Raw genomic sequence first — 12,938 nt, forward strand, 5'->3', positions numbered from 1 at the left:
TCGCCTCTGAGCAAGCGCCCTGCGCTTTTGTTCTTTTATATGATGGGGAATGGCCAGCTGCTTTCTGCTATGATAAATTAGCCTTTATACATAAGAAATTCCGACAGAAGGGGGAAGATGCAGCGATGACAGTGCAAAATGATCTGCCTGCGGGTTTGGCGGAGCCTGCTTTCCGTGCATTGGCAGAAGCGCGGATTGTTTCGTTGGAACAGTTGTCCGCCATGACGGCCTCCGATCTAAGCCAACTTCATGGTATTGGACAAAAGGCATTGCAACAACTACGGGAAGCGATGGCTCATAAAGGAATGGCCTTTATGGGCGAAAGTGAAAAGTGAAGTGAGGGTTTTCAATGAATAAAAAAGCATTTTTTCTGGCGGCTTTCACTGTACTCGTGTGGGGCTCCGGATTTGCCGCAATCCGGGCGGGCTTACTCGGCGGCTATACGCCAGGGCATCTTGTGCTGACCCGTTTTTTAATTGCATCAAGTGTGTTTGTGATCTATGCCCTGTGGCCCGGAACCAAATTCCGGATTCCCGCCAAACAAGATATAGTCAAAATATTGTTGCTCGGCTGGGTGGGAATCAGTGTCTATCATTTAGGCGTCACTTATGGGGAGGAAACGGTTTCTGCCGGAACGGCGGGAATGTTTATTGCGTCGGCTCCTATTTTTACCGCATTGATAGCGGTCCTTGTGTTAAAAGAACGTTTAAGTGCCTTCGGGTGGATCGGAATGTCCGTCGGTTTCATCGGTGTCGTTCTGATTACTTTAGGTTCAGAAGGTACGTCCTTCACCGTTTCCAAAGGTGGATTGCTGATTCTATTGGCCGCTTTTGCTACATCGGTCTTTTTCGTTTTCCAAAAGCCGCTTTTTGCGAAATACCATCCCGTCGAACTGGCTGCCTATTTTACGTGGGCCGGAACCATCCCATTTTTCATTTATTTTCCGGGATTACGGGAAGGCATCCAAGGAGCGACTCTGGAAGCGAATTTGTCTACAATCTATATGGGTCTTTTTCCTGCTGCGCTTGCTTATGTCACGTGGGCGATCGCTTTATCCGTCAGCGAAGCAGGCTCCGTTGCCAGCATGCTCTATGCTGAACCGGTCGTCGCCATTATCGTCGCCTGGCTCTGGTTGAAAGAATTTCCGAGTCTTCTCTCAATGATTGGGGGAGTTGTTGCGATTTCGAGCGTCCTTATTATCAATTGGGTCGGGATGAAACAAAGCCCACGCGTCGTTAGCGAAGTGGAATAGATAGGAAACAAACGATAGACTTGTTCTTCAGGGAGAGAGCAAGTCTATTTTTATTTCATTTGGACAAACCCGATAGGTAGATCGGATATCAAGACGAATACTGTAACTTATCATCGGAGAATAGCAGTTCGAATTGCGGACGCACAGTAATGCCCAGTTCGTTTTCAAAAAGTTCGATGGCTTGATTTGCGGCTTTTCGGGATTTTCCGGGCTGCTTGCTTTTGATTAACAATTGCACATATTGTAAATGAAATCTCTCGTCATACGGCTCCAGTGTGAGGATCGTTTTTATCATATTGGCAGCCTCTTCAAATTTTCCAGCCTCTTCGCATTGCGCCGACCATGCTTGCAATGTCTTCATAAACTGTTCTTGAACGATTGTCCGATTGTCAGATAACCAGTCTTCATATGGGTATTCCGGCAATAGGCCATTTTGATAAAGTTCAATGGCTTTGGCTGCGGTTTCCTTGCTATACGGCTTGGCCATCAATTCCTTTAGCGTCTTCATATCGACTTCTGCTTCCTCCAACTGGAATGAATAGAGGGAATCTTGGTAGACGATAAATTTAGAGTCTCTTCCTTTTTTCAATCCCGGCTCCAGCTGTTTTCGTAAAATAGATAAAGCGACATAGAACTGATTGGATGCCGCCTCTTCCGGTTCATCCGGGGACAATAGCCCAATTAGTTCTTCCTTTGACCATCTTCTTTCATAATTAGAAACTAAGAGGAGCAAGATCCGCAAGCTAGTCTGGCGGCGAAAGCGGATCGGTTTCCCATCTAATTCGATGGAGAATGGACCAAACAAACAAATCTTCAGTTTCCCGGTTTTTTCGTCCTGATTGGGGAGACGACTCGAAGATGCAATTGCTTTCAGCTTTTGTAGATAATAAGCATGGAAATGACGATTCTCTAAAAAAAGGTGAACGGCTTGTTTCATTAAATCCTGTGCTTTTTCAATTTCACCTAATTCGGCATAGCAACGGGCCGCGGCAGACCTTGACCAGCCTTGGTCCGACTGAATGGAATAGCGGTTTGCGTGATCGATTGCCAGATTGGCCCAGTGAAGGGCTTCTTGTAAATTGGATTGCTTCCGGTAATATCGGCTCATTGTACACATCGGATAAACAATTGATGCTTTATCGCATTGTGTTGACACCTGAATGGCCTGCTCCGCGAAACGCCGTGCTTTTTCCAAGTCTCCTTCGTCGATGGAGAGTTCCGCTGCATTCCATAACGTGTGCATTTGAGTATGTTGAAATCCGAATAGATCTGCCTTTGCCAACGCTTGGCGAGTATAGGATACCGATTGTTCATGATTGCCTAAAAAACGATGGATTTTCGCTAGTTTACTTAAATTCAAAGCAATCATCCGATTGTCCTGTTGTTTTATTGAAAATGTTAAGCTGATGGTACTGAATTGCAATGCTTGCTGTAACTCGCCTTGAAAAAAATAAATGGTCGCAAGGCGATGACAGAGTTCTCCATAAGCAGGTGAATTTTCAACCTCGCATCTATCTATGATGGAACGTAATGGTTCAATCAACTGCCCCAACAAACTGGTCGGAATACAGCGGAACAAAAACAAACTGATTTCTGCTAAATGAACAGAAGGGGAGACCTGTTCTAAATAGCCGTCCAGCACTTGTAAAAACGAACTGGGCTCATAGCGTTCCGTCATTTCCATAATGATAGCGATAACGAGTTCATCTTCTCCAGCGGCAACCGCTTGCGACAAAGCTTCTAAAAAACGGTAATGGCTGCGATATAATTTTGCCAACTGATGATGGCGTTTTTTTATTTCATTCTTACCCCATTCTTGTTCCGCCATTTGATAGAAAAATTTGCGGAAAAGTTCGTTCAACCGATACACATTCGTTTGATTTGGCGAGAACATTAAGTGCGTATGTCCAATTGCTTGTATATATTCTTGCACAGGCCAGTTAGGTTGATAGCTGCTTAATACGATTTCATCCAAATCTCTAAATAAGGAGGCGTGTAGAAGGAATGTGCGCACATCGTCGGGGAGGTCGGCGATGATTTCGTTTGCTACATATTGATATAAATCCGTTCGGGAACTGAATGTTCCGCTTGTTTTTTTTGCCATCGCTTCTTGGAATAAGGCAAGTCCTGCTGGCCAGCCTTCCATATCCTCAAGCAGCCGTTTGTCTGCGTAATTAGTAATCGTAAATTGATAATGGAAATGAAAGAGTTCCGCGGCCTCCTCTTTTGTAAAAGCCAATTCCGCTTTGTCTATAGCGATGGCAATTCGCTGCATTTTCCAGCGACTGATGGGCAAACCGCTCGGCTGGGTTCGTCCGGAGAAAACGATGGTTGCAGTAGGCGGCAATTGCTCGATCCATAAAATGAGGTCATCTAGATTAGAAGCATCAAGTTGTACATTTTCTGATTGATCGATGACAATCCAAGCTTCCTTTCCGGTTGGTAAAGGGAGGAGCAGAGCCCGCAATTCATCGAAGGAACAGATCGGTTGCGCTAACGTAATCCAAGAGACGAGACATGGATGCTTTTGAAAAAAAGAGGTAAGCAAAGCGGTTTTACCATAGCCATTCCCCGCAGTCAAAAAGACGACTCTTTTTTGCTCGTAAGATTGCAGCAAAGTGAACAATCGTTCTCTTGGCATGATATAATCCGTCACAGGTATTGCTTTGGATAAGTTGTACAAAAGACCCACTCCCCCCAAGTATATACTTTCCTATCATTCTACCATTAGTAAGAATTTTCATCAAATTCGGTAAGGTCAGTGTAAGGTCGATTAGATATGCTGGATTTGTTATCAGCAATAGGTAACAAACTATCCATACATTGGGGGAGGAAATCACATGTCAAAGCAAACTGGTACTTCAAATCGCTTTACTCCGGATTTTTGGATGAACTGTCCGGGAAATAGCCCGAAAGGCGATCGGAAGGAATTCATTAACCCGGATTGGATTCCTTGGACAGAATGGTTGATGCCAGGAACTCACTTCAAACTATTCCATTGCGATCTCGTTTCCGGTAATTTTACAATGCTATTGAAAGTGGATCCCGGTACAAAAGCTACCGTACACTGGCATCTTCATAATACGGAAGCCTTTATTGTGGAAGGCGGTTTTTATTATGATGAGGGGGATGATAAGGGGTACAAGGGATACTATACTTGCGAATCCGCCGGGGCAGTTCACGAACCGTTCGTTTCGCCTGAAGGCTGTATAATGTTCGCGATTTCACACGGTCCGATTGGCGGTTACACGGAAGATGGACAGCTTGCCGTAATGGCGGATGCCCGACTCCATTATTATATGGCGAAGGAAAACAATGCGGTGGAACATACGACGGTAGTCGATTACACATTTGGCAGTTTAGATTTACAAAAATAATCGTAAAGTATGAATCCCGGCGCCCCATAATAGGGGAGCCGGGATTTTTTCGACTTATTTTGTGTGATTCGGGTTATTTACACGACTTCTTTCGGCATTTTCCATTTCACTGATGCGGTAGGCTTCTTGGACGGCCTTCCGGTATTCCCGTAATTCAACCGCTTCCTCTGCCATTTCGACGTGCATATCGCTTAATGCCGCTTTCCGTTTTTCAATCTCCGTTTGCATTCGTTTCGGTGATTTCAAGCTGATTCCTCCTTTTTCCTGTTGAATCCTTAATTTGGCTTGGAACCCCGAATTCATTCATTCTAATTATTTTCTTCCGTTAAAACGATCCGTTCCGGATGCGTATAGATATTAAAGGTTTGCCCTCGGATGAAACCGACCGTCGTAATGCCCAATTCCTCGGCCAGCACTAAAGCCCGTGCCGATGGAGCCGATTTGGAAAGGATGACTTCACAACCGATTTTGGCGACTTTCAATAAAATCTCCGATGAAATCCGGCCGCTGAACACGATTGCTTTGTCTCGTACATTAATTTGATGCTTCAAGCAATGCCCATATAATTTATCGAGCGCATTATGGCGACCGATATCCATCCGTGTCAAAATCAGCTTTGCCGGCGTACCGATTGCGGCATTGTGAACGCCGCCTGTCTGGTGGAATAAGTCGGCAGAGCGCTCCATTTCCTCCATCAAGGAAAAGCATTGCGCCGGGGACAATTCGATATTCGTCCCAGTCATCTTTTTAGCGGTGAGCGCATCATGAGCAAATATAAATCCCGGTCGGCTCATTCCGCAGCAGGAATTGACAAATCGTTTATTCAATAATTGTTCGTAATAGGGATACATCGTGTCCGTTTCAATATGGACGATTCCGGCCCCTTCATCTACCCGCAAGTCCTTGATTTGTTCGTATTTGGGAATGATCCCTTCGGATGCCAGGAAACCGATGACCATTTCTTCGATATGGTCGGGGGAGCAAACGATGGTCATGAACTCCTTGCTGTTGATTCGGATCGTCACCGGGTGCTCCGCAACTATCAAATCTTCCCGTTGCGTGAAGGAACCGTTGGCGAACTGGAGGACGGTTCGTTTCTCTGCTAGATTCATCTCTATGAGCTCCTTATCTCTTCGTTCAAATCCATTCTACCTACACGATACACTGTTCTCTTCCATAATAGCAATATTGTAACTACTACTAGAATGCCTTATACTGAGGGCAACGAAAACGTGATTTCTATAGAAAAGGGGCGATGGCATGACCATCTGGTTGGATGATTTGCCTGTTGATACGAGAGAAGGCGAAACCCTTATACAAATGCTCAATCGCATTGGAGTGGAGCATCCGCAAATCTGTCATTTGCCGGAAGTCGATCCGATCGAAACTTGCGATACATGTATTGTGGAAGTGGACGGCGCGCTCGTTCGGGCCTGCTCCACGGTAGCGATGGATGGAATGCGTGTCGCGTTACATACATCTCGGGCAAAAGAAGCACGAACCGAAGCGATGGATCGCATTCTCGAAAATCATTTGCTCTATTGTACGGTATGCGACAATAATAACGGCAATTGCAAAGTGCATAATACGGTCGACTTGATGGGGATCGAGCATCAGAAATATCCGTATGAACCGAAATGTCCACCGGGAGCCGTCGATTTCACCCACCCTTTTTACCGATATGACCCAAATCAGTGCATCGCTTGCGGGCAATGTGTGGAAGTGTGCCAAAATCTTCAGGTGAATGAAACCTTGTCCATCGATTGGGAAAGGGAGCGTCCCATCGTCCTCTGGGACGGCGGCGCGAAAATCAATGACTCATCCTGTGTCGGATGCGGCCACTGCATCACGGTTTGCCCGTGCAATGCGCTCATGGAAAAGTCGATGTTGGGGGAGGCCGGATTCCTTACGGCCATGCCGCCAAATGTGCTCGAACCGATGATTGAACTTGTCAAAGACGTGGAGCCCGGTTATAGCAGCATTATGGCCATTTCCGATGCGGAAGCGGCAATGCGAGAGACCCGAATCCAAAAGACGAAAACCGTTTGCACGTTTTGCGGCGTAGGCTGTTCGTTCGAAGTGTGGACGAAAGATCGGGACATCTTGAAAATCCAGCCAGTCTCTGAAGCGCCGGTTAATGCGATTTCGACTTGCGTCAAAGGGAAATTCGGATGGGATTTCGTCAATAGTGAGGAGCGGTTGACGACGCCGCTGATCCGCCAAGGGGATTCTTTTGTTGAAGCATCATGGGAGGAAGCGCTCGATCTCGTCGCGAAAAATCTAGGCGATATTTGGGAAGAACATGGAAAAGAGAGCGTCGGCATCATTTCCTCGTCGAAAATTACGAATGAAGAGAATTACATCATTCAAAAATTGGCCCGACAAGTCTTCGAAACGAATAATGTGGACAATTGTTCCCGTTATTGCCAATCGCCTGCGACGGATGGGCTCTTCCGGACGGTCGGAATGGGCGGAGACGCGGGAACAATTAAAGATATCGCGCAAGCAGGGCTTGTCATCATCATCGGAGCAAATCCGGCGGAAGGGCATCCCGTTCTGGCAACCCGGGTGAAGCGGGCCCATAAGCTGCATGGCCAGAAATTGATCGTATCGGATTTGCGAAAAAATGAAATGGCGGAGCGTTCCGATCTTTTCATCAGTCCCCGTCAAGGGACGGACCAAGTATGGCTGATGGCAGTCACTCACTATATGATCCAGCAAGGTTGGCATGATGAGGCGTTCATCCGCGAGAATGTGCTGCATTTCGAAGAGTTTAATGAGGTTTTGGAAAGATACACATTGGACTATGCCGAGGAAGTGACGGGCGTACCGAAAGACCAGCTGATCCGGACGGCTGAAATGATCCGGGATGCGGACGGGACGTGCATCCTTTGGGGGATGGGTGTCACGCAAAACACGGGTGGATCGGATACGTCCGCCGCGATTTCCAATTTGCTGCTAGCGACAGGCAACTACCGTCGGCCGGGCGCAGGGGCTTATCCGCTTCGCGGGCATAATAATGTCCAAGGCGCCTGTGATATGGGAACGTTGCCCGGATGGCTGCCCGGCTACCAGCATGTGACGGACGACGTTGCCCGTAAAAAATTTGAAGACGCATATGGCGTGGAAATTGAAGGACGGCCAGGAATGGATAATATCCAAATGCTCCAAGCAGTCGATAAAGGTCTCATGAAGGCGATGTATATCGTCGGGGAGGATATGGCACTCGTCGATTCCAATGCGAATCACGTGCATGACGTCCTGTCAAAGTTGGACTTTCTCGTCGTTCAGGATATTTTCTTTTCACGGACTGCGCAATACGCGGACGTCATCTTGCCTGCCGTACCGTCGCTGGAGAAAGACGGCACTTTCACGAATACGGAGCGACGCGTTCAACGGCTGTACCAGGCTTTGCCGGAGCTCGGCGAAGCGAAAGCCGACTGGTGGATTGTCCAGGAAGTCGCCAACCGTCTCGGCGCGGATTGGAATTATACGCATCCGAGTGAAATCTTTGCAGAAATGGCGAGCCTGGCACCGCTATTCAGCCAAGCGGATTATTCCGGGTTGGAAGACTGGAACAGTTTCCTCTGGGGAAGCCTCGATGGATCGAGTACGCCGCTCCTCTATGTGGACGGGTTTAATTTCCCGGATAAAAAAGCACGGTTTGCACTCTCCGATTGGGTGGAACCGGCAACCTTCGATGAGGAATTTGATTTGCACATCAACAACGGACGCCTGTTGGAACATTTCCATGAAGGGAATTTGACGAATAAATCCGAAGGCATCCAGTCGAAAGTGCCCGAGATTTTCGTGGAAATATCCCCGGAACTGGCGAAGGAGCGCGGGGTAGTGAGCGGATCGCTCGTTCGGCTGATTTCTCCATATGGTGCATTGAAGCTTCCGGCGCTTGTCACGGATCGGGTCAAGGCGAATGAGCTATTCTTGCCGATGAATTCAACGAAAAAGGAATCGGCCATCAACTTCTTGACAGGCCCTGCGGTTGATCAACGGACGAACACCCCTGCATTCAAACAGACGAAAGTGCGGATGGAAGTACTCCGCGAAGTGCAGAATAATCCATTGCCTGCATCCAATCCGCGAAACAAAAGACGACATCCGCAAGATGGAGTGGAAGTGGAACGGAAATGGGCGCGTCCCGGCTATGTGCATTTGACCGATCAAGAGGAGGGAAGATAGGATGGCGACACCGATTACATCGATCCGGAAATCAGAGAAGACGGCGGAACAGCTGCAGCAGGAAAAGCTGGAGGACTTGCAGGCACTGATTACCGAGCAGGAGGAAGCCCTTCAGAAAATTCTTCAATTGACAGGGGAACTGCATAAAATGGGCGTGCTCGATGCGGCACATGCGATGGTGCAGGCGAAGGAGAAAATCGCCGGCATTGCGCTCGAACAAGTGTCGCGCGAGCCCGTGACTCATTTGATCAACCACGTCATGGGGGCGGCCGGCGTCCTTTCTTCCATTGAACCTGAAGTGACCGCAAAGCTTGCCAACAGCGTCAAGAAAGGGCTGGACGAAGCAGAATTATACCGTGGAAATGGCGAGAAGGTAGGTCTTTTTCAATTGCTGTCGGCCATCCAAGATCCCGATATGAACCGCGCCTTGAAATTCGGTCTTGATTTCCTGAAAGGGATGGGGAAAGAGTTGGGTAAGAAGGAATCAGATAGCGACTAAATTTTTTACATGTATATGAGCAGTTCAAGCCCTACCATGAGTTCTTCGTCAGGGACAAACAAGCGCTGATGGAATTGGGGCAAGCGATCGACGAATCACTAGAACAGGGATTGGAACTGGGAATTTCACGGCTACTGGCCTGGAAGGGGATGAAGCGATTGTCTTCCGGTAGAAGGAGAAGAGCGGGAGCCGCTCGATTCCTTATGAATACCAAGGACTTTTCGGCGATCAGTAAATAGTCGAATGCAAATAAAGCCATCGCTTCAGGACTTGTCGCCATGAACGGCTCCCAACCGAAGATGACAAAATAACCATTGATCCCCGCGACGAGAAAGACGATTCCCAAAAAGAACCTACATAGCTTTGTCAGGAACATTGCCATACATCCACCTCCCGGTATCGTTCCTTTTATTTTATCGAATATTCAAAAATACGGGAGGCGTGTAAGTCCTATTTTAGGATCGAAATATTTCAACCGGGAAGGAAGCAGGACGACCCAAAAGGAGGATTTCATTTGGAAGAAACTATCATCAAAGAACTAGTGACGGAAAAAGATTTCTTGGCGGGATATCCCATTATGAAACAACTACGTTCCCATCTGAATGAGGATGCCTATATGGAACTGGTCCTAGAGGCGAAAGAAAAAGAGCAATACCGGCAATTTGCGCTTTTTGACGGGGATGAGGTGGTGGCGGTGATCGGGTTTCAACCGATGATTACGCTTTATTATGGCCGCTATATCTGGGTTTGCGATCTCGTGACCGATGCAGCGAAGCGGTCGAAGGGATGTGGAGAAAAGTTGCTCGGGTTCGTCCATGATCTTGCCCGGTCGGAAGGATACTCCTCCGTTGCTTTATCAAGCGGTCTGCAACGGGCGGAGGCCCATCGCTTCTACGAAGGGAAGATGGGCTATGACCGCGTCAGCTACGTGTTTAAAACAGGATTATGATGGCTGTTGGCGGATCTCGTTTTCCGATTTCCTCGACCATGGCATACCGATGGCGTATTTCACTAAATAGCCGACCGCGAAACCGAATAGGACGTGGCCGAATGTCCAGTAGAACCAAGCTGCAAGATCATCGGCCGCTGGGGGCTGGTCCGTCAGCAAAGTCAAAAAGTAAAGGATGCCGCTGCCGATCGTATAGACGGCGAGATAGGGAAGCGGGTGCCGCTCATAACGGAAGGCCTTCAATATGTAATACAGCCCGATGACACTGGCGATGCAAAAAACGAAATGGAAGACGAGGCCGACAGCGGACACGTCTTCCCACTGACGAAGGAACGGAATATAGTCTATATTATAAAGTAATATGTATGCCTGGTTGCCGGTAATTTTGTAAACGAGCTTCAGGAAACCAGCTAACAGCAGACCTGATAGAATTCCGATTGAAATCAGTTTTAGAAGTTGTTTCATAGTTTCACCATCCGATTCACTCCTTTTTCCACTTTTCCCCTTGGTGTCTGTCGCCTAAACATTGGCTTGGAAGTGGGATGATAGTTTAAAACGTAACGGTAGGTGGCATATGTGGACGGACCGCGGTTTGAAATGTTTTCGCTGGCGCATCTATTTGCGATCAGCTTTGTCGCCATGGCCATCGTTCTTTTGTTCAGCATGAAAGATCGATGGCCTTCGCAAATGGAGACTAGGGCAGTGATGGAACGAGTATTCGCCTTCACTCTTTTATTGTTCGACAGTATGTATCATTTATGGATGGTGTCCACCGATCGATGGCATCTTCTTGATTCACTGCCTTTGGAGTTATGCAGTCTCAGCCTGCTTGCATCGATTGTTTTGCTCTGGACGGGGAACCGGCATGTATTTGATTTTGTTTTCTATGCCGGTATCGGAGGTGCATTGCAAGCCATTGCGACACCGGTTCTGGATCTGAGCTTTCCTCATTTCAGATACTTCCATTTTTTCTATACGCATCTGGGCATCATTTTGACCGCCCTTTATTTCGTCTGGGTCAAAGGGTATCGTCCCACATTTACAGGGATTTTGAAAACAATGCTTGCTTTGAATGTCCTGCTTCCGTTCATCATGATCGTCAATTGGGCGGTGGGTGGAAATTATATGTTTTTGCGAATGAAACCGGCTGACGGAAGTTTGCTTGATTTCCTAGGTCCGTATCCATGGTATATCGTTTCCCTGGAGGTCGTTGCTTTTCTACTGTTTTTCATTTTATGGCTGTTGATAGGCAGGCGGTCTCCCGAATAACATCAGAACAAGAGCTTCGTTTTGAAATATAAATGGAAACAACTCATTCTGAAGTGGCACTGTCAGAATGAGTTGTTTCCATTTATCATTATCTTCGTTTTCGGATTGTGAAGTTATCTTCAAGCAGCAGCCAGTTCTGCGGGAATGGATAGCCGAGCACCCAATAACTGATGCCGCGCAAATTATATTGTTTCACCAAGTCGAATTTCGCTTGGGCGCTTCGGGCATCTTCGAACCACACTTCATGCTGCCGACCTTGCTCATCCGTGTATCGGAAGAAAGGGGATTGGGCGACCGGATCAAACTGGATGGCCGACCAATGCTCGGTCGCCCGCCGAATAGCTTCTTGCTGGCTGAACGTTTCTGCTTCTTGCCCTTGTTCGTGGGGGAGGAGCCAATCGCGAGCATAGATTTGAAAACCAAAGAATATCTTATCCCTCGGAATGACGGTCACTGCATAATCGAGAACGCGCTTGATCTGATTGAGCGGGGAGATGGCTTGGGGAGGCCCGAACCGATATCCCCATTCGTAGGTCATCAGCACGACAAAGTCGACGATTCTTCCATGTGCTTCATAATCATGCGCCTCATACAACAAACCTCTTTGTTCACTGCTCGTTTTCGGGGCGAGGGCAGTGGAAACGAAATACCCTTCCGGATGGAGACGATCGACCGCCCGCTGCAAGAACTGGTTGTAATTTTCACGGTCGGCAGGGAAGACGTTCTCGAAGTCGACATTGATCCCTTTGTAGCCTTTATCCCGCATGATCGTCAATAGATTCGTAAGGAGCCGGTTTTGCAAATCCTCACTGTTCAATAGCGTGGAGGCGAGACGGGAACCGCTCTCGGTTGCACTGAAGTTGGTGATGCATAAAACTGGAACGATGTCTTTTTCATCCGCCGCTTCCAGCATCGCTTCGTCATCCACGGCATCCAAGCCGCCGTCTTCTCGAATCGTGTAGGCAAAGGGCATCCAGTACGTCAAATAGTCGCCGACTTCCAGAATTTCTTGCGCGCCCGTTTTTCCTGTGCTGATCGTATAGGCGTTGACATCGATGATCGGCTTGTGCATAGGGATGACGAGCGTGGTGCCTACAGCAATGAGGTTGATATCGCGGATGGAATTGGCGCTGACCAAATCTTGTACCTTCACACCGTACCGTCCGGCAATTGCACTTAATGTTTCCCCGGATTGGACGATATGTGTTCTTTTCGCGGTGGGAATGACCAGAGACATGCCGATCGGTAACCGGTCAGGACTTTCCAACTCATTGGCCGAAATGATTTCGGCAACCGGGACATTATACCGCTGGGAAATGGTCCATAATGTTTCTCCTTGTTGGACAACATGGATTGTAATTGAAATCGCTCCTAACCAATTCATTTCACCTTGTA

The 12,938-nt window shown here is 47.8% G+C and carries 13 protein-coding genes; 7 read left to right on the plus strand and 6 right to left on the minus strand.

Features of this window, described 5'->3' with window-relative positions; genetic code table 11:
• Nucleotides 1–125: 125 nt before the first annotated feature.
• Nucleotides 126–335: a DNA-directed RNA polymerase subunit alpha C-terminal domain-containing protein gene (locus OXB_RS12945; protein ID WP_052484029.1), complete on the plus strand. Its 210-nt coding sequence runs from the start codon at nucleotides 126–128 to the stop codon at nucleotides 333–335.
• Between the two features lie 14 nt (nucleotides 336–349).
• Nucleotides 350–1,252 carry a DMT family transporter gene (locus OXB_RS12950; protein ID WP_041074839.1) on the plus strand — a complete coding sequence of 301 codons (903 nt, stop codon included), beginning with the start codon at nucleotides 350–352 and terminating at the stop codon, nucleotides 1,250–1,252.
• Nucleotides 1,253–1,340: 88 nt separating this feature from the next.
• Here OXB_RS12950 and OXB_RS12955 read toward each other — a convergent pair whose 3' ends face one another.
• On the minus strand, nucleotides 1,341–3,935 hold the full coding sequence (locus tag OXB_RS12955) for a BTAD domain-containing putative transcriptional regulator (RefSeq protein WP_041074840.1): 2,595 nt from the start codon (nucleotides 3,933–3,935) through the stop codon (nucleotides 1,341–1,343).
• Between the two features lie 157 nt (nucleotides 3,936–4,092).
• Between OXB_RS12955 and OXB_RS12960 the strand changes: the two genes are divergently transcribed.
• Nucleotides 4,093–4,629 carry a 2,4'-dihydroxyacetophenone dioxygenase family protein gene (locus OXB_RS12960; protein WP_041074842.1) on the plus strand — a complete coding sequence of 179 codons (537 nt, stop codon included), beginning with the start codon at nucleotides 4,093–4,095 and terminating at the stop codon, nucleotides 4,627–4,629.
• A 54-nt stretch (nucleotides 4,630–4,683) separates the two neighbouring features.
• Here OXB_RS12960 and OXB_RS12965 read toward each other — a convergent pair whose 3' ends face one another.
• Nucleotides 4,684–4,875 carry a hypothetical protein gene (locus OXB_RS12965; protein WP_144399702.1) on the minus strand — a complete coding sequence of 64 codons (192 nt, stop codon included), beginning with the start codon at nucleotides 4,873–4,875 and terminating at the stop codon, nucleotides 4,684–4,686.
• 62 nt (nucleotides 4,876–4,937) lie between these two features.
• On the minus strand, nucleotides 4,938–5,741 hold the full coding sequence (gene fdhD / locus OXB_RS12970; RefSeq protein WP_041074846.1) for a formate dehydrogenase accessory sulfurtransferase FdhD: 804 nt from the start codon (nucleotides 5,739–5,741) through the stop codon (nucleotides 4,938–4,940).
• Between the two features lie 148 nt (nucleotides 5,742–5,889).
• Between fdhD and fdhF the strand changes: the two genes are divergently transcribed.
• Nucleotides 5,890–8,826, plus strand: a complete 2,937-nt coding sequence (gene fdhF / locus OXB_RS12975; protein ID WP_041074848.1) for a formate dehydrogenase subunit alpha — start codon at nucleotides 5,890–5,892, stop codon at nucleotides 8,824–8,826.
• Nucleotide 8,827: 1 nt separating this feature from the next.
• Nucleotides 8,828–9,325 carry a DUF1641 domain-containing protein gene (locus OXB_RS12980; protein WP_041074850.1) on the plus strand — a complete coding sequence of 166 codons (498 nt, stop codon included), beginning with the start codon at nucleotides 8,828–8,830 and terminating at the stop codon, nucleotides 9,323–9,325.
• Nucleotides 9,326–9,356: 31 nt separating this feature from the next.
• Here the strand turns inward: OXB_RS12980 and OXB_RS12985 are convergent, their stop codons facing one another.
• Nucleotides 9,357–9,707 (minus strand): hypothetical protein, encoded by a 351-nt coding sequence (locus tag OXB_RS12985; RefSeq protein WP_052484030.1) that lies wholly within the window; start codon nucleotides 9,705–9,707, stop codon nucleotides 9,357–9,359.
• Between the two features lie 132 nt (nucleotides 9,708–9,839).
• On the opposite strand from OXB_RS12985, the gene OXB_RS12990 reads away from it, so the two are divergent.
• Nucleotides 9,840–10,274, plus strand: a complete 435-nt coding sequence (locus OXB_RS12990; RefSeq protein ID WP_041074851.1) for a GNAT family N-acetyltransferase — start codon at nucleotides 9,840–9,842, stop codon at nucleotides 10,272–10,274.
• Here OXB_RS12990 and OXB_RS12995 read toward each other — a convergent pair.
• Nucleotides 10,269–10,739, minus strand: coding sequence for a hypothetical protein (locus OXB_RS12995; protein WP_052484031.1), 471 nt, complete (start codon nucleotides 10,737–10,739; stop codon nucleotides 10,269–10,271). The genes OXB_RS12990 and OXB_RS12995 overlap by 6 nt on opposite strands.
• Before the next feature lie 111 nt (nucleotides 10,740–10,850).
• On the opposite strand from OXB_RS12995, the gene OXB_RS13000 reads away from it, so the two are divergent.
• A complete protein-coding gene (locus OXB_RS13000) occupies nucleotides 10,851–11,543 on the plus strand; it encodes a YwaF family protein (protein WP_231860314.1) in 693 nt (230 codons plus the stop codon).
• 88 nt (nucleotides 11,544–11,631) lie between these two features.
• On the opposite strand, the gene OXB_RS13005 is transcribed toward OXB_RS13000, so the two are convergent.
• Nucleotides 11,632–12,927, minus strand: a complete 1,296-nt coding sequence (locus tag OXB_RS13005; RefSeq protein ID WP_442852874.1) for a LysM peptidoglycan-binding domain-containing protein — start codon at nucleotides 12,925–12,927, stop codon at nucleotides 11,632–11,634.
• Nucleotides 12,928–12,938: the final 11 nt, after the last annotated feature.

The sequence above is a fragment of the Bacillus sp. OxB-1 genome (assembly GCF_000829195.1).
Classification (GTDB): Bacteria; Bacillota; Bacilli; order Bacillales_A; family Planococcaceae; genus Sporosarcina.

Coding starts and splice junctions, on each gene's coding strand:
- OXB_RS12950 (WP_041074839.1), top strand. CDS start 350: ATGAATAAAAAAGCATTTTTTCTGGCGGCTTTCACTGTACTCGTGTGG.
- OXB_RS12980 (WP_041074850.1), top strand. CDS start 8,828: ATGGCGACACCGATTACATCGATCCGGAAATCAGAGAAGACGGCGGAA.
- fdhD (WP_041074846.1), bottom strand. CDS start 5,741: ATGAATCTAGCAGAGAAACGAACCGTCCTCCAGTTCGCCAACGGTTCC.
- OXB_RS13005 (WP_442852874.1), bottom strand. CDS start 12,927: ATGAATTGGTTAGGAGCGATTTCAATTACAATCCATGTTGTCCAACAA.
- OXB_RS12960 (WP_041074842.1), top strand. CDS start 4,093: ATGTCAAAGCAAACTGGTACTTCAAATCGCTTTACTCCGGATTTTTGG.
- OXB_RS12995 (WP_052484031.1), bottom strand. CDS start 10,739: ATGAAACAACTTCTAAAACTGATTTCAATCGGAATTCTATCAGGTCTG.
- OXB_RS12985 (WP_052484030.1), bottom strand. CDS start 9,707: ATGGCAATGTTCCTGACAAAGCTATGTAGGTTCTTTTTGGGAATCGTC.
- OXB_RS12945 (WP_052484029.1), top strand. CDS start 126: ATGACAGTGCAAAATGATCTGCCTGCGGGTTTGGCGGAGCCTGCTTTC.
- fdhF (WP_041074848.1), top strand. CDS start 5,890: ATGACCATCTGGTTGGATGATTTGCCTGTTGATACGAGAGAAGGCGAA.